At 51.6% G+C, this 23602-nt stretch carries 21 protein-coding genes and 1 tRNA gene; 3 read left to right on the top strand and 19 right to left on the bottom strand.

What is annotated here, in order from left to right; all coding sequences use genetic code 11:
* Window positions 1–19: 19 nt before the first annotated feature.
* The 4 genes from NYE26_RS06905 to NYE26_RS06890 form a co-directional block, all read right to left on the bottom strand.
* Window positions 20–853 carry a carbohydrate ABC transporter permease gene (locus NYE26_RS06905; RefSeq protein WP_339254863.1) on the bottom strand — a complete coding sequence of 278 codons (834 nt, stop codon included), beginning with the start codon at window positions 851–853 and terminating at the stop codon, window positions 20–22.
* A gap of 4 nt (window positions 854–857) precedes the next feature.
* Window positions 858–1739 (bottom strand): sugar ABC transporter permease, encoded by an 882-nt coding sequence (locus NYE26_RS06900; protein WP_036722590.1) that lies wholly within the window; start codon window positions 1737–1739, stop codon window positions 858–860.
* Window positions 1740–1846: 107 nt separating this feature from the next.
* On the bottom strand, window positions 1847–3223 hold the full coding sequence (locus tag NYE26_RS06895; RefSeq protein WP_339257375.1) for an extracellular solute-binding protein: 1377 nt from the start codon (window positions 3221–3223) through the stop codon (window positions 1847–1849).
* A gap of 309 nt (window positions 3224–3532) precedes the next feature.
* Window positions 3533–4297, bottom strand: coding sequence for a response regulator (locus NYE26_RS06890; protein ID WP_339254861.1), 765 nt, complete (start codon window positions 4295–4297; stop codon window positions 3533–3535).
* 256 nt (window positions 4298–4553) lie between these two features.
* On the opposite strand from NYE26_RS06890, the gene NYE26_RS06885 reads away from it, so the two are divergent.
* Together NYE26_RS06885 and NYE26_RS06880 are read left to right on the top strand one after the other, a co-directional pair.
* The gene (locus tag NYE26_RS06885; RefSeq protein ID WP_339254859.1) at window positions 4554–5783 is read left to right on the top strand and encodes an AGE family epimerase/isomerase; all 1230 of its coding nucleotides are present in this window, start codon (window positions 4554–4556) and stop codon (window positions 5781–5783) included.
* The gene (locus tag NYE26_RS06880) at window positions 5783–6958 is read left to right on the top strand and encodes a glycosidase (protein WP_339254858.1); all 1176 of its coding nucleotides are present in this window, start codon (window positions 5783–5785) and stop codon (window positions 6956–6958) included. The genes NYE26_RS06885 and NYE26_RS06880 overlap by 1 nt, the downstream gene beginning before the upstream one ends.
* Before the next feature lie 139 nt (window positions 6959–7097).
* Here NYE26_RS06880 and NYE26_RS06875 read toward each other — a convergent pair whose 3' ends face one another.
* The 13 genes from NYE26_RS06875 to NYE26_RS06815 form a co-directional block, all read right to left on the bottom strand.
* Window positions 7098–8159, bottom strand: coding sequence for a LacI family DNA-binding transcriptional regulator (locus NYE26_RS06875; protein ID WP_209878447.1), 1062 nt, complete (start codon window positions 8157–8159; stop codon window positions 7098–7100).
* 48 nt (window positions 8160–8207) lie between these two features.
* On the bottom strand, window positions 8208–9518 hold the full coding sequence (locus NYE26_RS06870; protein WP_339254855.1) for an ABC transporter substrate-binding protein: 1311 nt from the start codon (window positions 9516–9518) through the stop codon (window positions 8208–8210).
* Between the two features lie 2 nt (window positions 9519–9520).
* Complete coding sequence (locus tag NYE26_RS06865; protein ID WP_339254853.1) at window positions 9521–11419, bottom strand: sensor histidine kinase; 1899 nt, start codon at window positions 11417–11419, stop codon at window positions 9521–9523.
* Window positions 11420–11653: 234 nt separating this feature from the next.
* A complete protein-coding gene (locus NYE26_RS06860; protein WP_235191751.1) occupies window positions 11654–13771 on the bottom strand; it encodes a methyl-accepting chemotaxis protein in 2118 nt (705 codons plus the stop codon).
* 427 nt (window positions 13772–14198) lie between these two features.
* Window positions 14199–15521, bottom strand: a complete 1323-nt coding sequence (locus tag NYE26_RS06855) for a U32 family peptidase (RefSeq protein WP_036722597.1) — start codon at window positions 15519–15521, stop codon at window positions 14199–14201.
* Between the two features lie 256 nt (window positions 15522–15777).
* Complete coding sequence (locus tag NYE26_RS06850; protein ID WP_339254849.1) at window positions 15778–16710, bottom strand: peptidase U32 family protein; 933 nt, start codon at window positions 16708–16710, stop codon at window positions 15778–15780.
* 47 nt (window positions 16711–16757) lie between these two features.
* Window positions 16758–17804 carry an endolytic transglycosylase MltG gene (gene mltG, locus NYE26_RS06845; RefSeq protein ID WP_339254847.1) on the bottom strand — a complete coding sequence of 349 codons (1047 nt, stop codon included), beginning with the start codon at window positions 17802–17804 and terminating at the stop codon, window positions 16758–16760.
* Between the two features lie 182 nt (window positions 17805–17986).
* Entirely contained in the window at window positions 17987–18292 is a 306-nt protein-coding gene (locus NYE26_RS06840; RefSeq protein ID WP_036722601.1) for a DUF1292 domain-containing protein, read from the bottom strand.
* Window positions 18285–18593, bottom strand: coding sequence for a DUF1292 domain-containing protein (locus NYE26_RS06835; RefSeq protein ID WP_036696606.1), 309 nt, complete (start codon window positions 18591–18593; stop codon window positions 18285–18287). Before NYE26_RS06835 ends, NYE26_RS06840 begins: the two co-directional genes overlap by 8 nt.
* A 13-nt stretch (window positions 18594–18606) precedes the next feature.
* A complete protein-coding gene (ruvX, locus tag NYE26_RS06830) occupies window positions 18607–19023 on the bottom strand; it encodes a Holliday junction resolvase RuvX (protein ID WP_200869510.1) in 417 nt (138 codons plus the stop codon).
* Window positions 19023–19298 carry an IreB family regulatory phosphoprotein gene (locus NYE26_RS06825; protein ID WP_036696603.1) on the bottom strand — a complete coding sequence of 92 codons (276 nt, stop codon included), beginning with the start codon at window positions 19296–19298 and terminating at the stop codon, window positions 19023–19025. The genes ruvX and NYE26_RS06825 overlap by 1 nt, the downstream gene beginning before the upstream one ends.
* 337 nt (window positions 19299–19635) lie before the next feature.
* Entirely contained in the window at window positions 19636–22269 is a 2634-nt protein-coding gene (alaS, locus tag NYE26_RS06820; RefSeq protein ID WP_339257372.1) for an alanine--tRNA ligase, read from the bottom strand.
* Between the two features lie 152 nt (window positions 22270–22421).
* A complete protein-coding gene (locus NYE26_RS06815) occupies window positions 22422–22643 on the bottom strand; it encodes a hypothetical protein (protein ID WP_143803737.1) in 222 nt (73 codons plus the stop codon).
* A gap of 133 nt (window positions 22644–22776) precedes the next feature.
* Here NYE26_RS06815 and NYE26_RS06810 point away from each other — a divergent pair.
* Window positions 22777–22853, top strand: a tRNA-Pro gene (locus NYE26_RS06810).
* Window positions 22854–22908: 55 nt separating this feature from the next.
* Here the strand turns inward: NYE26_RS06810 and NYE26_RS06805 are convergent.
* The gene (locus NYE26_RS06805; protein ID WP_339254844.1) at window positions 22909–23175 is read right to left on the bottom strand and encodes a type II toxin-antitoxin system RelE/ParE family toxin; all 267 of its coding nucleotides are present in this window, start codon (window positions 23173–23175) and stop codon (window positions 22909–22911) included.
* The gene (locus tag NYE26_RS06800; protein WP_339254842.1) at window positions 23175–23453 is read right to left on the bottom strand and encodes a hypothetical protein; all 279 of its coding nucleotides are present in this window, start codon (window positions 23451–23453) and stop codon (window positions 23175–23177) included. Before NYE26_RS06800 ends, NYE26_RS06805 begins: the two co-directional genes overlap by 1 nt.
* Between the last annotated feature and the right edge of the window lie 149 nt (window positions 23454–23602).

Here is a 23602-nt window from a genome sequence, read left to right as displayed (position 1 = left end):
TTGCTCCCCGGCTTGCGCTTTATTTGACCGACCCTTGGGCGAAGCCGTTATAAATGTATTTTTGCAGCGCTACGAACGCGATCAGCGTCGGAATGATGGCGATCATAATCGCGGCGCAGATAACCTCCCACTGGGAGCCGTAGGGTCCTTTGAATTTGAACAGTGCGGTAGAAACGACCTGCAGGCTGCTTTTTGGCATATACAGGAACGGGGTATAGAAGTCATTGTAAATATTAACACCCTTCACGATGATCACCGTCACAATGGCCGGACTCAGCAGCGGAAGAATGATTCTCCAGTAGATCGTCCAGTAGGAGGCACCATCCAGCATTGCGGATTCATCCAGCGATTCAGAGATCGAGTCCAGGAACTGCATGAAGATATAGACAGCGATAATATCGGTCCCCAGATACATCAGAATCGGCGCCCAGCGGGTATTGAACAAATCCAGAGCATTGATAATCTGAAAAGTTGCTACTTGTGTAGTTACTCCGGGAATCAGCGTAGCCAGCAGAAAAGCCCCCATCAGCGCCTTACTGCCTCTGAATTTGAAGCGGGCAAGAATATAAGCCATCATCGAGCCGGTAAGCGTAGCGCCCGCAATGGAGATCAGGACGATAATGATCGTGTTCATGAAGCCGAGCAGCATGTTCCCGTCTACGAAGGCTTTGGTGTAGTTGGCGAAATTCAGCCAGTTCTCGGGCAGGGTCAGCGGACCGGTTGAAGCGTACTCAGCATTGGTCTTTAAGGAAGCGAAGAAGACAACGACAATCGGGATCAGCGCCATCAGCGCACCCAGCACCAGGGAGAGATATTTGAAGAAAGCCGCCAGGTTGTATTTCAAGGTATGCATCGCTCTATTTCTCCTCCTTGATCAGAATGCGCTGCAGAATGGTAACCAGAACAACGATGCCCAGCAGTACTACAGCCATTGCAGAAGCCAGCCCCAGCTTGCTGTATTTGAAGGCCACATCGACGGTCTGGATGACAAAAGTGCCGCTGCCGTTAGAGCCGCCGGTCATGACATACGGAATCTCAAACACCCCGATGGCCCCGCTGACCGCGAGGATCAGATTGAGCTGGAGGATACGCTTGATGCTTGGGATAATAATATGCCGGAACTGATGCCAGCGGTTAGCGCCGTCTATCTCAGAAGCTTCATAGATATCGCTGCCGATCGAGGAGATTGCGCCAAGGAAGATAATAAAGTTCATCCCCATATAACGCCATACCGAGGCAAAAGCGAGAGAGATGTTAATGAGCTGCGGATTCAGCAGCCATTTCTGTTGCAGCGCCCCGAGTCCAAGCAGATCAAGAATGGTATTAAGCGTGCCTTCCGGCTTGAAGAAGAACAGGAAGATGAACCCGATCGCCACACCGTTCAGCAAGGTCGGAAAGAACAGAATCCCCTTGAACCAGTTCTTCATCCGGACATTGAAGCTCAGAATCGTGGCAAAATAAAGCGCCAGCCCCATCTGGACAAAGGTGGCAAAAAAGTAATACAAGCTGACCTTGAATACGGCGAAGTACTCCGGCTTGGTAAAGATCGTCTTGTAGTTGTCAAAGCCGATATACTCCATATTTTTGCTTAGCCCGTTCCAGCTGGTGAAGCTGTACTGAAACATTTTAAACACAGGTAAATAGGAGAACGTCAGCAGCAGAACTACGGGTACTAGCGAAAATAAAAAGATGATCAAAATCCGTTGATTTTTATAGCTCATGTTAGACAATTTGGGCACTCTCCACACCTCCAGAAAACTTACTGCTCTTAAGTCCGCTTCCATCCCTGCAAAAGTGAAGGGGACTATGCCGTTACCGGCATCTCCCCTTTCTTTTGTTCTTTAATTTACTTGGCAGTCACAATTTTGGCTCTGGCTGCTTTCCATTTATCATTCAGTTCTTTCATAATGTCATCATAGGATTGCTTGCGGTTGCCAATCGCCGCCTCGATAATTACTTTCTTGAAGTCAGGCTGCCAGAGACCGATTTCAGCTTCTTTATCAATGGCATCCACCCAGCCCTCTTCACCGGCTTTGGCTGGAGCAAGCGTGTCAAAGGTAATGTCAGTGCCTGCAAATTGCTTGAGAATTTCAGGCAATTCGGCTCCTTTTACCGGACTCATGCCCCCGCCTTCTGTAGTCGGGTAACCGGATTCATTGATGAACCAGTCTACCCAGGCTCTGGCGGCCTCTTTGTTTTTACTGTGAATGCTAACCCCCAGATTATAGTCGTCAGACAGAGGCACCAGGATCTTGTCGGCGTTGGTAGGGAATGGCATGAAGCCTATATCATCCGGGCTGGCAGCGAGCCCTTTGATCTGACCGATCGCCCAGGAGCCAAGCATCATGGTACCGATTTTACCGTTTGCCAGATCTGCCTTGGAGGATTCCCAGTCTGTTGTAGTAGGGTCCTCTTCAATCAGACCGTCTTTGGCCGCATCGTACATTACCTTGTACAGCTCGTAGTGCGGCTGGCCTGGAACGAAGTTATCGTCGGAGGCCACCTGGCCGATGTTGACATATTCACGGTCTCCGGCAACGGTAGCCAGATCCGCTTCCCACTGGGTCAGCGTCCAGCCCGCAGCATAGTTCGTGTAGAGAGGGACGGCATCCGTCTTCTCCTTGATGCTCTTCAGAGCGGCAGAGAACTGGTCAAAGGTTCTTGGAACCTCGGTCACTCCGGCGTCCTTGAAGACCTGCTTGTTGTAGATCACGCCGGAGAAATTAACCGTAATTGGAATGCCGTAGGAAATCCCGTCTACTGTCCGCTCTTCCAGGCCTGTATATTGCTGCTCCAGGTCAGACTTTTTACCCAGCGGCTCGAAGAAGTCCGGCAGATCCTTAATCGCTACGCTGGTTGGCAGCAGCAGAACATCCCCGTAATCACTGGTGCTCATGCGGATTTTGATCTGATCCTCATAGTTGGATAAGGCTTCGAAATTCACTTTGATATTCGGATATTTCTCATTGAACTTGGCGGCGTAGTCTTTGAACACGGTATCCACGATATCCGTCCGCTGTGTAATCACCGTAATATCACCCTTGAGATCCTTGGCGGCACCTCCCTCTGGAGCGGCTGTTGCCTCCGCAGTGGTACCTGTGTTGCCGCCTGCATTGGTTGCTGCCGCATTAGTGGCGTTATTGTTGTCAGCTGCACAGCCGGAGAACAGCCCGGCCATCAGTGTCAGCGCTGCCAACCCGGTAACTGCTTTGGTTTTTTTCATCATATTTCTGACCCCTCTCTTCATTTAGAACGAAATAGATTAATAACAAAACAATAACAATACGATCCGTTATTCCAATAAACAGAACTTAAATCATCTTGTCTTCACCTTGGATTCGCTGTTGTTATCGCTTACATCGCAATTATAGACCGTATAACCCCTCAAAACGATGGTTTCAATTGCTTTTTCTAGTCTTCAATTTGTTATTTTTGTTATATAAAAAATACAATAAAGAAAAACACTGCTCAATCACCTCTGGGGAGATGAAGGGCAGTGCAAATGTGTTCGTATCATTCTAAGAGACGCATATCATGATCTGTACCGGCCTTTATACTCCTTAGGAGTCATGCCGCACATCTTTTTGAACAGCTTATTGAAATAGACCGGATCACTGTAGCCGACTTTGTCAGCAATCTCATAATTCTTCAGGTCCGGATGATGGAGCAGCATCTTCTTGGCCTCCACAATGCGGATGCCGATCAGGTAGTCCGTAATGGTCTGCCCTGTCTTATGCCTGAACAGCCTGCTGATATAACTCGCATTCATTCCCACGGCCTCAGCCAGCCGCTCAAGCTCGAAATTAAGCCCGTATTCCAGTTGAAGAATACTCTTCATCTGCTCTACCACATAATGCTCCCCGCCTTCAGAAGGCTGATGCGGTACTTCTTCCGGGAGAGCAGCCGCAGGCGTCTGCTTAGTCGCTTCTACGCTTTTGAGCAGATCATATAATTGGGCCTTATCGATCGGCTTAAGCAAATAATCAAGCACACCGAAGCGCATCGCCTTACGGGCGTAGTCGAATTCACTGAAGCCGCTCAGTACAGCTATTGGCAACTGCTTGAGATGCGCTCTCGCCTCTTCAATCAGCTTGAATCCATCCATTCTTGGCATCTTGATATCTGTAATAAGAAGATCGATCTCTTCCAGGCTTAGCTCCTGCAGATGGTTCCAGGCCTCAAGCCCGTTGCCGTATGAGCCGATTACCCTGACTTCCACATCCATTCTGGAAGCAATCTTCTCAAGCCCGCGGCGAATCACTTCCTCATCATCCGCAATCATGATCCGGATTACCACCTTATCGCCCCCGTCATTTGATCCGCTATGATAGCGTTATCAATAATTATAAACTTTACAGATCCAATAGAAAATGTGTCCATATCCACTTTTATAGTCTTCAATTTACTTCATCCATTTCCCGCTTGAATTCCAGCCCGAAAAGGGTTATAACATGGTTATATATAGTTATTATTATACACTAACATAATAATAACAATTATAAAAAAGACAACTCCCATACCAGCAAGCAATATTAAGGAGTGAACAGAACAGGATGAACAATGCAACCGAAGTGTGGCGCACCCGGCTGGAAGCTGAGCTGTTAGACAACATTCTCGGCTTCTGGATGAAGCAGACCATCGACGAAACTCATGGCGGCTTTATCGGTGAGATGAACAACCAGCTGCAGGTGATATCCGGTGCAGACAAAAGCCTTGTACTGAATGCACGGATTCTCTGGACATTTGCAAGTGCTTACAGAATCTATGGAACGGCAGAATATTTGACTATGGCGGAACGCGCCTATGATTATCTCATTCAGTATTTCACAGATCCCGAATTTGGCGGATTCTTCTGGATGGTGGATGAGCACGGCGCTGCTTCCCAGCCTAAGAAGCAAATCTACGGACTCGCTTTTGTCATCTATGCCTTGGCTGAGTACCATCATGCCACCGGCCGGAAAGACGTCCTGCGCCAAGCAACCCAATTGTTCCATTTGATTGAGAAGCACGGTTATGATCCTCTTCACACAGGGTATATCGAAGCCTTGTCACGGGAGTGGGAGATGACCGACTCCCTAAGCCTCAGTTCGAAGGATATGAATGAGAAGAAATCCATGAATACGCATCTGCATGTACTGGAAGGGTACACCGGCTTGTACCGGGTGTGGAAGTCAGAGCTTCTTCGTAACAAGCTAGCTGAGCTGATCGAAACCATGCTGGAGCATATTCTGGATTCGGACGGCAAGCACTTCCATCTGTTCATGGATGAAGAGTGGCGGGTGAAGTCAGAGCTTATCTCCTTCGGCCACGACATAGAAGGAAGCTGGCTGCTCTATGAAGCTGCGGAGACCCTTGGGGACGAGGAGCTGCTTGGGCGTGTGCGCAAGGCATCCCTGTCGATGGCCGAAGCTGCGCTGGCAGAGGGGATTGAAGTGGATGGCGGAATCTGGAATGAGGCCGATCGTAGCGGCTTCATCGATAAAGCCCATGAGTCCAGAGACTGGTGGCCGCAGGCTGAAGCCATGGTCGGATTCTACAATGCGTATCAGTTAACCGGAGATTCGCGGTTCCTGGAAGCCGCTGAGAACTCATGGAGCTTCACAGAGAAATATATAATTGATCATAAGCTGGGCGAATGGCACTGGGGTGTAGATGAATCCCTGCAGCCGCTGGCTGATACTCCCAAGGTGAGCGCATGGAAATGTCCCTATCATAACAGCCGGGCCTGCTTCGAGATGATTAGACGGCTTGGCGAACCATTACATGTAGAGGAGATTATTTAATGAGCACAATCTTTGAACAACGGAAGCAGGCGTTGACGCAGCGCTATGAAGCTCTCATCGGCCGCACCAATGAGAAGCTGCCTGACGGCAACGGTATTTATGACCGCTACAAGTATCCCCTGCTCACTGCGGAGCACGCCCCCCTGATCTGGCGTTACGACTTCAATGAAGAGAGCAACCCTTATTTCGCAGAGAGAATCGGAGTGAACGGCGTATTCAATCCCGGCGCCATTGAGCTGAACGGCAAATTCTACATCATTGCCCGTGTGGAAGGCCATGACCGCAAATCCTTCTTCGCTGTTGCCGAGAGCAGCAGCGGGGTGGACGGCTTCCGCTTCTGGGATCACCCGGTAGTGCTTCCCGAGACCGCAGACCCGGATATTAACGTCTACGATATGCGCCTGGTGAAGCATGAAGACGGATGGATTTACGGCCTGTTCTGCAGCGAACGCAAGGACCCGGACGCTCCTCCTGGCGATTTGTCCAGCGCAGTTGCCCAGTGCGGCATTGCCCGCACCAAGGATCTAAAGACCTGGGAGCGTCTCGCCGATCTCAAGACCGGCTCCGCCCAGCAGCGCAACGTGGTCCTGCATCCAGAGTTCGTTGACGGCAAGTATGCCTTCTACACGCGCCCGCAGGACGGGTTCATCGACGCCGGTTCCGGCGGCGGCATCGGCTGGGGCTTAGCGGAGGAGATTGAGAACGCCGTTATCACCCGTGAGACGATTATAGACCAGCGCTACTACCATACCATCAAAGAAGTGAAGAACGGTCAAGGCCCGGCCCCGGTCAGAACTCCACTCGGCTGGCTGCACATCGCCCATGGTGTCCGGGGCACCGCTGCCGGACTGCGCTATGTGCTGTATGCCTTCTTGTCTGATCTTGCAGAGCCTAACCGCGTAACTCATGCCCCAGGCGGGCATTTCATTGCTCCGGACGGCGAAGAACGCGTCGGTGACGTATCTAACGTTGTCTTCTGCAACGGTATAATCGCCCGTGATAACGGCGAGGTCTTCATCTATTACGCTTCCTCCGATACCCGCATCCATGTAGCCACCACTACCATAGATCAACTGCTGGATTATGTCGTGAATACTCCTGAAGATCCGCTTCGTTCCTATGCTTGCGTACAGCAGCGTATCGCTTTGATCGAACGGAACCTGCAATTGAAATAACGCAAACAAGCGGAAACGGTACCGTCCTTTTAGAGGACGGTACCGTTTTCGCGAGAAATAGAAGGATAAGTTATCGTGTGCAACATATAAATTCTTATATTTAAGCTAAAGCTCCACTTTGTGGGGTTATTTTGTTGCTTCAAGCCCGGGGATTTCCCACAGAGTCCCGGTGGACGATATCTGCGGAGATCAGAATTTTCTCCAGCGGTACAGCGGGATTCTGGATACGGTTCAGCAGCTTCTCTACAGCTGCCCGGCCCATAGCCTCCTTAGGAACATGCACGGTTGTAAGCGGAGTAACCCCCCGCAGGGAATCCTCGATATTGTCAAAGCCTGTGACCGAAATGTCAGCGGGAATAGCAAGCCCGGCTTCCCGCAACACTTCGCTAACAGCAAGAGCGGTGAAGTCGTTCGCGCATACGAGCGCAGTGGGCAAGGTATCCGACTCTTGTCGTGCGGCGACCCAGCGTCTGAATTCTTCACGGAGCGCTTCGTCATACATCCCTTCCAGCAGCAGCTCATCATCTATAGCCGGGGGCTTCAGCTGACTCTCCTCCAGCGCGCTGCGGAACCCGATCCAGCGGTCACGGAAGCTGCGGGAGTAACGGATACTGCCGACAAAGTGAAATAACGTATGTCCGGTGCCAATCAGATGATTGACGAGCCGGGTCATCGAATCGATGTTATTCGCAAATACCGTATCACACGGAATTAAAGCATCCTCATGGTCGATCATGACCAGCGGAAGCCCGATCCGATGCACTTCTAGCAGCAGTGAGGTGGAGATCTGCCCAACTCCGATCAGACCGAGCAGGCCGTCCGGATTAAGGACATTTACGAAATTATCGGCCCGGTGCTCTGAGATGATCACCATGCCCAGCCCCTCCTGATCCAGCGCCAGCGCAATGCCATCGACGATTTTGCCCCAATATAGTGAATCCTGGGTCTGAGAGCGGATATTGGGCATCAGCACCAGCACGGACTGCTTATTGCGGTCTTGCTCTCCAGACAGAGAACGGCGCTTGGGACTTTGCACATAGGCGTTTTTTTGGGTGAAATATCCAAGCTGAGAGGCGGCTTGAATCACCCGCTCACGGGTGGTCTCATTGACCCCCTCCTTGCCGGAGAGCGATTTGGATACGACGAACTTGGAGACCCCAAGATGATCGGCTATTTTTTGCATCGTTACTTTTTTGGCCACAACACTACCTCCAGAATTTGATCTTGCTTACTGCGCAGACCCCGGCGGTTACGGGACAGACTGCTGACTCATGCGCGCTTCCTTCCATTTCGCATTCAACTGGTCAAAGGACTTCTGCAGATCCGGTGCCGCGAGCACATCCTGAATATAATCGCCCGACCAGAAGCTCAGCTTCGTCCGGTTCGCCAGATCAATGAAAGCATCCGTCTGCACCGTAGCCTCAACCAGCTTCGGATGATAGGAGAGGAACTCGCTGTATTGCTGTAAAGCAGGTTCGTCCGAACCCTTCGCCGGAAGAAATCCCCAATCTCTCGCATACGACGTTTCTGTAATGAAATACTCCAGCCAAGCCATCGCAAGCTCTTTATTGCCGCTGTACCTGCTAACCCCCATGAACCAGTCGGGATTCAGCGCAGCATAGTGGACCTGGTGATTATCATAGGGAAAAGGAAAGAAGCCGATATCCTCCGGTGAAGCACCTGCATCCATAATCTGCCGGATGGTCCAGTTCCCCTGGAGATACATGCCCGCTTCTCCTTTGGCCAGCCTGGCTTTGGAGATCTCCCAGCTGTTGGAGAATAGCTGTTCCTCGACATAGCCCTTGGCCAGCATCGTCCTGGCAATTCCAAGAGCCTGCCCCCATTCGTTACCGATCTGCCAAGGGCTGTCCTCATGGACCATATCATTCAAATAATCAGGGTTACCCGTCATATAATTAACCAGGTTATTGCCCCACTCCCGCAGCGGCCAGACTGCCCCGTAATTCATATACAGCGGGATAATGCCCGCCTGCTTCAGCTTGGCACAGGCCGCGTAGAACTCATCCAGCGTCTGCGGTACCTGCTCAATTCCCGCCTGCTCAAAAGCCTTTTTGTTGTAGACGATTCCGCTCGTAGTCGTACCTGTAGACAGACCGTATCGCTTGCCGCCAAAGGTTGCAAAGGTCGTGAATCGCTCCTGCGCCGCCAGCTCCCCGCTCAAAGGCTCGAAGAAAAGCTCCAGCTCCTTCGCAGGCAGATTGACCGGCAGCAACAGCACATCCCCTGTATCCTTGGTGGACAAGCGGACCAGGATATCCGTGGCATAGTTAGACAGCCCCTCGAATTCCACATGCGCCTCAGGATACCGCTTCCTGAATTCATCCGCGTAGTCCCTGAAGGTCCCATTCTCAATCAGGTCAATCCGGTTCGTCAGCATCACAATGGTCCCGGACAGCCCGGAAGCCGCTTCCTCTCCGGCAGAAGCCGCCGGGACCGATGCCGGCCCTCTACTGCTCCAGCTGCTACAGCCGCTTGCCAGCAGGAGCAGCATTAGCAGCAGTACAGTATACACCGGAAAGCGTACAATCCTCCATCTCAAGCTCATTCCTCCTTAAAAGGATCTTCCCTTCCATTCCCGGCGGCAAGCCCCGGCAGCGGTAATGACAAGATTACATCCGTCCCCTCGCCCGGCTTGCTGAACACCTCAATCCCATAGGCCGGACCGTAATGAAGCTGAAGGCGCTGGTGTACATTGGCCATGCCAATCCCTCCATTAATGCTCTTCTTCGGGGGGAGCTCGTGCCGGAGCCGCTCTCTTAGCTTATCTAGTGTAACCTGATCCATTCCGCAGCCGTTATCACGGATATGGAACAGAAGCTTCTGCTCTGTATACTCACACTTGATGCTCAGCTGCATCCGGGACTTGGTATCATCCAGCCCGTGATAAGCAGCATTCTCAATAATCGGCTGAAACACCAGCTTAATCATGGAATAGCTGTCAAGCGCCTCTGGAACATCAATCGTCAGCTCAAATCTGCCAGGATACCGGCTGCCCAGCAGCTCCACGTAGTTACGCACATACAGCAGCTCCTGTTTCATCGTCGCCCAGCCGCTCAAGTCACTGGTGCTGTAGCGCAGAAGCTTCCCCAGAATGGAGATCATGTCAGCGGCTTCCACATCATCATTAATCTCTGCGGTCATCCGGATGGTTTCAAGCGTGTTATAGATAAAATGCGGATTGATCTGGCTCTGAAGCGCCTGCAGCTCCGCCTCCTTCTTCTGCTCCTCAATCTGATAAATATCCTGAATCAATTGACGAATACGGGCCAGCATCCGGTTGAATTGATGCCCCAGGAGACCAATCTCGTCACGGCGTTTAATGCGGAAGGTCACATCAAGGTCACCGTTCTGTACCTTTTTCATAAGCTGGATCATCTGGGTTAGCGGCTTGGTCAGGGCAAACGACAGAATGAGCGAGATGATCAGGGCCAGCACAATGATGATTAGAGTAGCGCCTATAGTTGCATTGCGGGTCAGCTTCACTCCACGGGTCAATTCGTCCACCGGTATGGAAATAATCACCTTCCAATTCGTCTTGGTTGAGCTTGAATAAATATTAAGCCGGTCTTTGCCGGATACGGTGTCATAAAAGCTCCCGGAGCTCCCTTCCGCAGCACGGAATAAGGAGGACCGGGAAATATCCGCAGTCAGCAGCTTCTGCTCACTGTCATAGATGACTTTGCCCGCTTGATCCACAAGGATAGATTTCCCCCGGGTCACCTTGTCCAGCTCCGCCACCTGATTCTCCAGATTACTGAAGTTAGCCTCCACTGCGATCAGGCCGGCTGGCTTCCATAGCCCGTCCAGAATGGGACGCACCACCGTAAAAGCATATCGGGTACTCTGCAAATTGCTTGTATATGCCTGTGTTCCCAACAGGGTCGCTTCTCCGCCGGAGCCCTTTACCTGCTCGCTCCAGAACCTGTAGCTCTGCTGCAGATCCAGCCGAACTCCCCCATCCTTGGCAGAATAATAACCATTCCCGTAGGCATCAAAAATATAGACCGAATTGGTTCCCCGCTTAATATTGTTAATAAATGATATATTCTCTTCGATGCCGCGCTGAATGGACAGCAGGAGATCCAAATCACCGGGAGCCACCTGAGCCGTGTCCTGCTTGCCTTCCATCATCTGCTTTTGCTCATAATAGCGGTTCGAGCGGATCAGGTTCTGCTTAATCTCATTGACGTAAGCGGGCATGGAAGAAATCCGTTTCATATCTTCTATGTAATCATCGATGGAATCCATCATTTGATCAATCAGCTTCTCGGAATAGGCGATCGTGTTCGCCTGGATGGATTCGGAATAGCTCTTGAAGCTGATCACACTGATGAAGGACAGCGGGAGCGTAATAATGACCAGAAATACCAGGAACAGCTTGCGCTCCATGGACATGTCCTCGATATAAGACCACCAGTTGTGATTGCGTGCTGCTCTCATTCGGCCTTCTCCCAGGTTCAAATTACATAACTAATCCAGCAAACAACAATAACAAAACCCTAACAAAACCATTATACGCATTCGCTTAAGGATGTACAAGGACCTATAACCCTGCAAGGCCAACTATGCCAAAACCCCAAAACATATAAATTCTTATCTGTTGAAAAGGGCGTCACGCAGCCAAATATCGGCTTGCGTGACGCCCCTGCTTCAGATCCGGAACGGTTCTGATGTTTATTTGATCGTAAACAGCGACAGCTTGCTCTCCAGCTGGGTGGAAGCCCCTTGCAGCTTGTTCGACAAGGCTACCAGATGGTCACTGACATTCTGTTGCTCACTGCTGAGGGATGCTACCTCTTCCGAGGTTGCCGAGGATTGCTGCGCTACCGCACTCACATTCCCCATAGCATCGGACAGCACACCCTGTGAATGGTTCAGACTGTCGATGGCCCCTGTTACAGACTCCAGACTCATAATGAAGTCTTCCATCTGACCCTTCACGGACACGAAGATCTCACTGGTACTCTTCACGGACACCATCTGCTGCTTGAACAGCGGAGCCACTTCAGACAGGACAGCAACCGTCTCATCCATCTCAGCTACGATCTTATCTGTAATTCCGGCGACCAGAGCAATGGATTGCTTGGATTGGTCGGCAAGCTGCCGGACCTCCCCTGCAACTACCATGAAGCCACGGCCGGCTTCGCCTGCTCTCGCTGCTTCAATCGTTGCATTCAGAGACAGAATGTTCGTCTGCTGGGTAATATTCTTCATCACATCCAGCACCTTGATTACGGAATATACCGTTTCCTTGAGGTTATTGACTCTATCCACCAGAGCAGAGGTCATTTCACCTGTGCGTCCGGTCTGATCCAGTAGCTCTTCCAGCTGTACAGCACCCTGTCCGCTGGCTTCCCCGACTCCACGGGCTGCCTGATCCATCTCAGAGTTGGCTGCAATAACACTCTGCATCTGCGTAGCAATCAGGTCAGTCAGCTCATTGCCGCGCTCGGCTTCCTGGGCCAGACTTCCCGCACCACCGGCAATCTCTTCCGTGGCCGCAGCAATCTCCTTGGCGGAGATCGCCGTCTTGCGCGAGGCATCCCCCAGCTCACCCGCAGTCTCAAGGACTTCGCGGGCTGTATCTGTAGTCTGGGCTACCAGTTCCGTAATCTTACCCATCATCATATTGAAGGAGGCCGACAGCTGGCCGATCTCATCCTTCGAGACATACTGCGTGCGGACACTCAGGTTGCCTTCGGCTCCCTCCAGCATCAGGTCCTTCAAGCGTGCCAGCGGCTTGGCGATCATCTGGACCATCCAGAAGCCGACAACCATAGCAAGCAGGGCTGCCGCTCCAGCAGCAAGGAAGGTGGTGAACAGAATCGGCGTGGCAGCTTGAACCAGTTCTCCGGTAGGAACTACACCGGCAAGCTTCCAGTCTGCCTTCTGCATCGGGTTGTATACAGCAAGGATATCCTGGCCGTTCTCATCCTTCGCTTCCGTGCTTTCATTGTTCACCTTGCTGTCCTTGATGAAATTCAGTACGGTGGCTTTGCCGTCCTCTTCAGGCTGCGAGGAAGCTACTACCGTTCCATCCGGGGCAACGAGTTGAATCCGTGAGCCATCGCCAAGCTCTACGCTCTTGAAGGCTTCTTCCAGGAGGGTGCTCTTCAGCTCCAGCATGACTACATATGAGGCATTGGAGCCCAGATTCTTAAGCGTTCTGACCATGGCCAGATTCTTGCCGCCGCTGCCTTCAACGGCTGTAGGGAACCAGTAGTTCTGGGCGGATTTGGCTTCTGCCGTATAATAAGGCTCATAAGAGCTTGAATTCTTGACCACGGTCTTGTACCATTCCTGTGCTCTCACATCATCACCTGCGAGACCGGTGCTTCCGCTGGAGACGATCCCCATCTCAGGGTCCTCCGGAATAAGTGATATGGCGACGATATTGGCATCTGTTGTAGTCTGGCTGGACAGCTTCTTGCTGATCGCATCCGTAGCCACGAACTTATCATAGCTGCTCTTCGCCGAAGACAGCTCTGTCAGATTCGCCTGCATCTGTGTATCAAAATATAACTGAAGTGCGAGACTCTCATACTGCTTCAAGGTAATGTCCAGCTTCTCTGAGGTCTGAATAATCGTCTGCCGGTTCGCTTCAGACACATTATCTTTAATTGTATTCTTCGCTTTGTTGTAAGACAGAAGTCCTAAGAACAGGACCACCACCACGATAGAAGATAAGAAGATCAGGAACAGCTTCACCCCAACGGATTTGGTCGGGTTCACCCTCTTTACCTGGCGTAGTGAGCCGTTCAATACTGTCTTGTAATTTCTCTTCTCTGCCATAGTACTTGTTGTCTGTGAAGCTTCTGTCTTCTGGGCCTTAGCCTTTTGTGTGCTCTTTGGCTTTTTACTGTTTTTCGCCACTTTTACCCTACTCTCCTTCGTTTTATCTGTCTTTTTGTCCGGATTGGGAGCTCCCATAACCATCACCTGCCTATCGCCTAGAATGGAAGATATATGTAAGCGTTACCTGCCCTATATATCGGCACAAAGTCTCATTTTTCTTAGCATTATTTGCAAATTGCTTCAATACTCATATATTTTTGTCGAATTGCATAGGCAATTTGATGCAAAATAACCCCACAAAGTGGAGCTTTAGCTTCGATGCTTAATCAGATACTTTGCGGGGGCCCCAAAACACCTCCTTTTTTAGCACGCAAAAAAAAGAAATGCCCTTGTGTAAACGGGCATCCCTTAGTTTGTAAAGCCATTATTTTCGCTTGCGCATCATATCGAAATAAGCAACAGGCTGATCTACTTTCATCCGCACACGCTGAAGCGGGTGACGGGCCACATCCAGCGGATTGCCGGCCTCATCCCACAGCTCTCCAACAGTCTGCTTGAAGAAGGTGTCATCCGGGCCGAAGAATTCAACTTCTTGTCCCGGCTTGAAGTTATTGCGCTGCTGAACGAGCGCCATCCCGCTCTCTGCGTCATACTCCAGCACCAGTCCCGCGAAATCATACGGAGCCGCCTTCTCTTCCGGTTCATAGATATGGTCCTCATGGTCCGGTGTGTCGTAGAAGAAGCCAGTATTCAGCGGACGGTTAGCCGCCTTCTGCAGCTCCTCCAGCCATTCGGGCTTCAGTACATACCCTTCCGGGTCGGCCATGTAAGCATCTATGGCTTTGCGGTAGGCATTCACTACGGTCGCCACATAGTGAATCGATTTCATCCGGCCCTCAATCTTGAAGCTGTCGATCCCGGCTTCAATCAGGTCGGGAATACTCTCCAGCATACACAGGTCTTTCGATCCCATAGTGAACGGGTTGTCCTCGGGCTGATGCAGCGGCAGCTGGGTAATTCCGGGCTGCAAGGCCTGAGGCGCTTCAGCTTGTTCCTCTTCGGATACCCAGTTCCCTTCGGGACGGGCATCTTCGAACAGATCATACTTCCAGCGGCACGATTGGCAGCAGCCCCCGCGGTTGGAGTCACGGTCGGTGAAGTGGTTGGATAACACACAGCGTCCGGAGTACGAGGAGCACATCGCACCATGGATGAAGCTCTCGATCTCAATATCCACATGCTGCTTGATCTCGGCGATCTCCTCCAGGCTAGTCTCCCGGCCCAATACTACGCGCGGCAGACCTTCCTCCTTCCAATAGGACACTGCCTGCCAGTTGAGCGTGGACTGCTGGGTGCTTAGGTGCACCTCAAGACCCGGCACCAGGCGCAGGGCAGTATCGACAATCACCGGATCGGCTACGATAATCGCTGCAATTCCGGCCTCATATAAATTACGCAGGTATTCTTCAATCCCCGCGACATCTTCATTGTGAGCATAGATATTGGTGGCTACGAATACTTTGGCACCATATTTCTTGGCAAATTCAACGCCCTCGCGCATTTCCTCAAAGGTAAAGTTATCTGCGCCTGAGCGCAGGCCGTACTTTTGTCCTCCGATATAGACTGCATCCGCGCCATAATGCACGGCGAATTTCAATTTCTCTAAGTTTCCTGCCGGAGCCAGGAGCTCCGGTCTGTCCAGACGGTAACGCTTGCCCTTGAACTGGGGCTTGGTCATGGTTCCCATTCCTGTTCTCCTTTCGTTGTCTTTGCTGTCAAAAACCCACCTAAAACTTCCTATCAGATAGCACGTAACTGCGGAAAGCGTTTGGACTTCCGGCCGCTGTTGTCTCCAGATGTTTTTTGATTACTCCGCTGAGCGGATAACATCCGGAGACAAAGGCGGACGCTACCGCTCCTACAGTTCCAAACCTTCCCTCCGTTACTTCATCTTTAAGGTAAAGCTTTAAGTTCTCTTTTAGAACAGCAAAGATTTTTTTACATTAATATACCTGCTCTTTATAGAAGAAGCCGAACGACAGCTCACGCTCAGGGTCCTGCAAGGCACGGACCTCATCCAGCCAGGATTCCTCGAACGCATATTCAGCCGGATCAGCGGCGTAGACGTCCATAGCGTGACGGTAAGCCTTGACGACAGCTACATTATAAGCCACCGGCTTCAGCAGACCCTCGATCTTCAGGCTGTGTACGCCAGCTTTTAACAAGAAATGAAGATCCTCCAGAATGCAAATATCATCCGAGCTCATAATATGCGTGCCGTTCTCGTCCTCATAGATCGGGAACTTCTCATTCGGACGCTCTGCTTCAATCAGGAACAGCCCGCGCTCCTTGCCCAGGCTTCCGCCATCACTTGGACGGCCCTGGTGGGACATATAGCTTGCAACCAGCTTGCGCTTGGAATGATAGATATTCGTCATGCCATGTACCTGAACCTGGGCTTCCACTTCCAGATGAGGGACCATTTCGGTCATCTCATCCATATTCAGCTCGCGTGCCAGAACGACCCGCGTGGCTCCCTTGCGGCCCCAGTAATTGGCTGTAGCATAGTTGGTCGAGGTCATTTCCGCATTCCAGTGCAGCTTCATTCCCGGCGCTTCGGCTTTGACGGCCGCCAGTACGGCGGGATCACCGAACTCTACCCCATCCACACCCAGCTCGCCGATCGCCTTCACATAAGCCGGAAGCTCCTCCAGCATGGTATTTGGAATCAATCCATTGATGCTTACATATACCTTACCGCCCCGGGCATGTGCCAGCTTAACTACTGCGGCCGTATCTTCAAGTGTAAAATGTCCGGCAAGACGCATACCAAAGCGGTCATCGCCGACCAGCAGCGCACTCGCTCCTGCATCCAGCAGCGCTGCAGCTTCTTCCAGAGAAGCCGCTGTCGCCAGCAGCTCCGGTGTGTTATTCATTGTGTTACCTCCTGTGCGTTGCTCATCCTTACTATTGTAGCGGGTTCTTACGGATTTTGTTTACTTTTTTGAATATTGGCTAAATGTTCCTTGTAGGTTCTGGCAAATAAATGTCCCTGTGAGCCGTCCTTCTTAGTGACATAGAAGAAATAATCCGAGACCTCCGGCGTCATAGCTGCTTCAATCGACGCCAGCCCGGGGCTGCTGATCGGTCCAGGCGGCAAGCCTGCCTGCTTATACGTATTATAAGGACTATCCACCTTCAAATCCTTCTCATACAACCGCTCTTTCTGCTTGTCCAGTAAGTACTGGACGGTAGCGTCGATCTCCAGCTTCTGCCCTTTATCCAGTCTATTATAGATAATACCGGCCACCAGCGCACGTTCCTTGTCTACTACCACCTCACGCTCCACCAGTGAAGCTACGGTCAGCAGCTCATGCAGGGAGAGCCCGCGGTTCGCCAGCTTGGCCTTCCACTCTGGAATCGTATCCAGCTTCTTCACCAGCTGCTCCAGCATCGCCCCGATGACTTCCTGCGGGGTGCTGTCCTTAGCCAGTTCATAGGTCTCCGGGAAAAGGTACCCCTCCAGCCGGTGGCGCAGCAGCGGATTGTCCGGAATCTCCAGCTTGCTTACGGCTTCCATGCCCTTACCGGAATCAATCAGCGCAAGGAAGACCTCCGGCTTCTGATTCCAAGCAGCGGCCAGCTTCTCTGCCACCTGGACCGCAGTATACCCTTCAGGAATTGTAAAAGTAACGGTAGCTTCCTTCACAACATCTCCGGCATTCAACCGGCTGATCAGCGTATCGTAGGAGTCGCCGGGGCTTACCTGATACGTGCCGGCCTTGAAGCTGGAGCCTTCCTGGACCCATTTCAGATAGCCTTTGAAGAACAGGCTGTGCTTGATAATGCCCTCTTGCTCAAGCAGGTCGGCGATTTGCGAGCTTCCCATACCCTTCTCTATCGTAACCGTTACGGCCGGCCCTGCGGGCTTGACCGGCTGCATTCCATTCCAGATGTACCATGCTCCTCCTCCTGCAGCTGCTGCCAGGACCAGAATTAAGATAAGCACAGTGCGGATCACGGCTTTCAAATGTTACGCCTCACTTTCCGACTATAAAGTATAAAATTGTATTGTCCAAAATTCAACCTATTTTTATAGCATAAGCTTTTTTCAGGCAAACGGAAAGATCCTTTCGCTCCTCATAAGCAAAAAGAGCGCGGAAAAATTCCGCCCTCTTCCGTATCTGCCATACATGAAGTTGCTATAGACGCCTACTCGCTATCCGCAGGGAAGGTGAGCTCATCGTACAGCTCGGAAATATCCTCCCACTCTTCATCGTCCATAATGCTCTCCAGTTCCGGAAGTCCGTCCGGAGAAACTACGATGCGCAGAATTTCCTGCTCCGCAGCTCTTCCCGATCCGGCCAGAACGGCATAAGCACGGTCACCCACAGCAAATTCTGCAATAATATCGTAAACGGAAGACTTGCCCTGCTCATCCTCCAGTTCTACTGTTTCTCCATATACTTCCTTGAGCTTAGAAGTCCATACCGCCTGATCAGCGGAAAACTCAGTCATTCTCTGCTCCTCCATCAAGCTCGTCAACCAAGGTATTGAAGGTCTCCTCTACGATGGCCCACTCCTCGTCGTTCTCAATCATGAAGAGCTGCAGATCGTCACCGTCTTCCTCGTAACGGAACGCGTAGACCTCATCTGTCTCCTCATCCTCGGAATCAAGCGGAACCACCATCATATACTTGGCATCCGATCCGTCCACTTCAAACTTCATGATGACCTCGAATTCCTCTTCATTACCTTCCTCATCGGGAATATAGATAATTTCCGGTTCCTCTTCTTGGCCGATCTGTTCGTTTGTCATATCCGCACACCCCTCACCTTTTACTGTTAGCATCCAAAAAATTTTGCAAAATCAGCGCTGCGGCCATTTTGTCCACCAGCCCCTTGCGTTTCTTCCGGCTGACGTCCCCGTCTATCAGCACCCGCTCAGCAGATACCGTCGTCAGACGCTCATCCCAAAGGTGTACGGGTAAATCGAGTTGCTCCCGCAGCTTATCTGCGAATTCGATGCAAATTTCACCACGGGGTCCTACGGAGCCGTTCATGTTCTTCGGCAGCCCGACAACAATCTCGCCGATTTCGTACTCCTTGACCAGTTCACGGATACGTTCGAATTCATTGCCGTTTCCGCGCCGCTCAATAGTCTCCAGAGATTGTGCTGTCCATCCGAAAATATCGCTTGTGGCGACACCGATTCTGCGGTCGCCGTAATCCAGTCCCAGCTTCTTCATCATTTGGGCTGGTCCACCCGATGATTGGCCAGATAGAAACGGACCAGTTCTTCGATCAGCTCATCACGCTCTTTCCTCCGGACCAAACTTCTCGCATTGTTGTGGCGTGGAATGTAAGCCGGATCTCCTGAAAGAAGATATCCTACGATCTGATTGATCGGATGATATTCTTTCTCCACCAGCGCGTCGTACACGGCGAGCAGTATTTCCTGGGGAGAGGCTTCCTTTTCGTCGCCCTTCACATTGAATTTGACCGTTTTGTCCATGGAGTCCATGTGGTGACACCTTCCTTCTGCAAAATCACCCTGATTCGGGCGGCTTCGCAAAGTTGCTGCTGTACAGCTCACTTGCTGCCCTCATCATAACATATTCATGCCCCAACGAGGAAATCCTGCCATGGTTAAAGCGCTTTTTTTGGCATTTTGTCTACAAAACCAGATGTTTTTTTGGGTTTTAAGCTATTGCAAGCCCTGGGTCAATAATGAATAACCCCAAAAAATATACATTGTGTGAATAAAGCAGCGGCACCGAGGAAATGCCCTCAGCACCGCTGCTTCCCAACCCTTGATAGAAATCCACAGTTTCTTACAGACAAGAATCACTGCATACTGCTTAAGCCTGTGCAGCTACCAGTTCCTCTGCCTTCTTCAGGGCTTCGCCCAGCTTGGAAGCGTCCTTGCCTCCGGCCTGCGCCATATCCGGACGTCCGCCGCCGCCGCCGCCGCAGACAGCAGCGATCTCTTTCACCAGCTTGCCGGCGTGGAAGCCCTTCTTCACCAGCTCCTGAGGCACGGCGACCACGAAGTTCACCTTGTCCTCCATTGCAGCACCGAGCACCAATATGGCCTCCGGGAGCTTGGACTTCAGTTCGTCCGCTGTCGAGCGCAAAGCATCAATATTGCCGGCTTGCACAGAGACCGCAAGAAGCTGCGTTCCTCCGCCTACTGTGACTACACTGCTGGTCAGCTCTGCTGCGAAGGTTGCGCTCAGCTTGGACTGAAGCGATTCATTCTCACGGCCCAGCTCGCGTACCTGGGCATGCAGCGCCTCGATCCGCTTCGGCACATCGGTCAGCGACGATTTCAGCAGGGCTGCCGATTGCTTCAGCAGGTCCAGCTGACTCTCCGTGAACTGATAGGCATAACGGCCAGTCACAGCTTCAATCCGGCGCACCCCGGAACCGATGCCGCTCTCGCTGAGCAGCTTGAAGATTCCGATCTGCGCTGTATTAGACACATGGCATCCGCCGCACAGCTCCAGGCTGTAGTCGCCGACTTGAACGACACGGACAACATTGCCGTATTTCTCTCCGAAGAGGGCCATCGCTCCCATGGCTTTGGCTTCATCTATCGGCTTATTCTCAATGACTACAGGAAGGCTGCGCCAGATCTGGGCGTTCACGCGCCGCTCGATATCGCTTAGCTCCTCTGGAGTGATGGCTCCAAAATGCGAGAAGTCGAACCGCAGGCGTGAGCCTTCTACTAAAGAGCCTGCCTGATTCACATGGCTGCCCAGCACTTCCTTCAGCGCCTTGTGCAGCAAGTGAGTAGCCGTGTGGTTCTTCACGATATCCTCGCGCTCCGCCCGGTTCACTTCGGCACGGACGGTATCGCCAACCTTCAGATCTCCTGCTTCCACCGTAACCAGATGGACATGCTGGCCGTGCGGTGCTTTGAAGAGGCCGGTCACCTTAGCGGTCACCGATCCGCCGGTCAGAACGCCGGTATCGCTGACTTGGCCGCCGCTCTCTGCATAGAACGGTGTTGACTCCAGGATGACCTGGCACTCGGCGCCTTCGCTTACTGTATCCCGAAGCGCACCGTCTACCACAATCGCCAGTACCTTGGACTCTGTTACCGTGTCATTATATCCAACAAATTCACTTTTAACCGTCAGCTCGGCCAGGGCACCGCCCTGAATCTTCATGCTGGCGCTGTCCTGACGGGCAGCTCTCGCCCGGTCACGCTGCTCCTGCATCGCGGCATCGAAGCCGGCGCGGTCAACGGCAAGCCCCTGCTCGGATGCAAAGTCCTCAGTCAGGTCAAACGGGAAGCCATACGTGTCATAGAGCTTGAATGCATCGGCACCGGCAATGGTGCTCAGGCCGTCCGCTTTGGCTTTGGCGCTGATCTCCCCGAGGATCGCCAGACCATCGGACAGCGTCTCGTGGAAGCGCTCCTCTTCCAGACGGATGATTTTGGCGATATAATCGCGGTTCTCGACCACGGAAGGATAATAGACTCCCATAATCTCTCCAACGGTCTCAGTCAGCTCATGCAGGAACGGACGGTCCAGTCCCAGCGTCTTGCCGTAGCGTACGGCGCGGCGGAGCAGACGGCGGATAATATAGCCGCGTCCTTCATTGGAAGGAAGCACGCCGTCCCCCACAGCAAATGTAACGGTACGTACATGGTCAGCAATGACTTTTAGCGCGATATCCTGTTCAACATTATCCTTGTAGGTTACACCGGCAAGCCCGGCGGTCTTCTGGATAATCGGCTGGAACAGATCGGTATCGAAGTTGGAGTCCACATCCTGCAGAATGGAAGCGAAGCGCTCCAGGCCTGCGCCGGTATCAATATTCTTGTTCGGAAGCGGCGTATAGCTGCCGTCCTTATTATGGTTGAACTGCGAGAATACGAGGTTCCAGACCTCCAGCCAGCGTTCATTCTCACCGCCCGGATACATCTCCGGATCACTCATATCACTGCCGTATGCTTCACCACGGTCATAGAAAATCTCCGAGCACGGGCCGCACGGGCCTTCGCCGATATCCCAGAAGTTCTCGTCGCCCAGCTTGATGATGCGTTCTGCGGGCAGGCCGACCTTCTCATTCCACAGCTTGAACGCTTCTTCGTCCTCAGCATACACGGTAACGGAGATCCGGTCGCCGTCGAAGCCGATCCACTCCTTGCCGGTCAGGAATTCCCAAGCCCAGGTGATGGCCTCTTCCTTGAAATAATCGCCGATGGAGAAGTTGCCCAGCATCTCAAAGAAGGTATGGTGGCGGCGCGTCTTGCCCACATTCTCAATATCATTGGTACGGATACATTTCTGCGAGTTCGTCAGGCGGGGATTCTCCGGAATCTCCCGGCCGTCGAAGTAGGCCTTCAGCGGCGCCATACCTGCGTTAATCCACAGCAGCGAAGGGTCATTGTGGGGCACGAGCGAGGCGCTCGGCTCAATACGGTGGTTCTTGCTCTCAAAAAACTGCAGCCATTTGGAACGGATTTCACTTGCTTTCATCATGTACAGCTCCCGTCTCTTCATTAAAATGCGGCACGCTGGCCGGAAAACACATTGTTGCCGTAACCGTTACACGAAAAATCAAAAACAAAAAACGCCCCTGAATGAAATTCAGGGACGATGATTATCGCGGTACCACCCTGGTTATCGCCTTAATCCGTGTACACGGACAACTGCAGACGATCGCCTTGTGCGGCTGTTAACGGGTGCCCCCGGCGGGATTGTCCCCGCACTCCGAAATCAGCTTTCGGCCGGTCTGTCTCCCAGGTTCTCACACCCGATGCGGACCATCCGCAAAGGAACCTGTTCTCTGATGAAGCATTCTCCGGCGTACTTGTTTTCATCAACGCTTTGTCCGATTTGCTTTTTAACATTTCAAGTATAGCCAGCGGGTGGATATCTGTCAATCACAGGCCGTAATTTGCCGCAACAGAAGCCCATAATCGCTATAAAAAAGGTTATTTACAGCGCTTACACACAGGCGTATAATTTAATTATTCATAGCGTCGAGACGTAGCTCAGCTTGGTAGAGCGCTTGCTTCGGGAGTAAGAGGCCGCAGGTTCGAATCCTGTCGTCTCGACCATATCTAATTCAGATTCGCGGCTTTGGGGCCGCGATTTTTTGGTGTATCAAATCGCCTATTTCTGTCTTCCATGTTTAAAAGCAGTAATTATATATGTAGAGCCATCCTCAGATGGCTGATAGGAAACGATATAACGATCAATACGAATATAGTAAGTATCTTTATAAGTTCTTGATGGAAACAGCTTTCCTGACCGAGTCACCTTTTCCTCAATCCGCATGAACAGCTTTAATTTATATTCTGCTGTTTCCTGTGGTGAGAAGCGGATGCTTTCGATCTTGGAAAAGCTCTGAGCCGCACTCTTTGTCCAAACTACCTGCATCAAAGTTCTCCATTTCTTATCATCTCGATCATTTGCTTAGAAGAGATCATTGAACCATGTATAATATCCTGCTTGGACTCTTGGATCATTTTTGCAATTTCGGGGTCAGCATCCAGTTCAGCAATTTGCGCAGCTGAAAGAGCCTTTGAGTTGTCCTGATACTGGCTTATTTCAGATACTTCATACTCTGTGTCATTAATTACAATCACAGATTTCTGACTGGCATTGATAAAAGAACGATACACTTTGCCGCTCTTATCCTTTAATTCCAGGTACATACTCACCACTCCTTTGTTCAATATTATATCCTGATTTCGAATTAACGGATACCTCTTGAGGATATAACAAATACAGCTTACCTCCGCCCCGCCCACTCTACCATTTGCAACAATGGATCTCAGGGAGATGAAGTATAATTGCACATGCA

The sequence above is a fragment of the Paenibacillus sp. FSL P2-0136 genome, from assembly GCF_037975325.1.
In the GTDB taxonomy this organism is placed as follows: Bacteria; Bacillota; Bacilli; order Paenibacillales; family Paenibacillaceae; genus Paenibacillus_AQ; species Paenibacillus_AQ silagei.
Note: the sequence above shows the minus strand (reverse complement) of the source record. Positions and strands in the feature narration are given on the sequence as shown.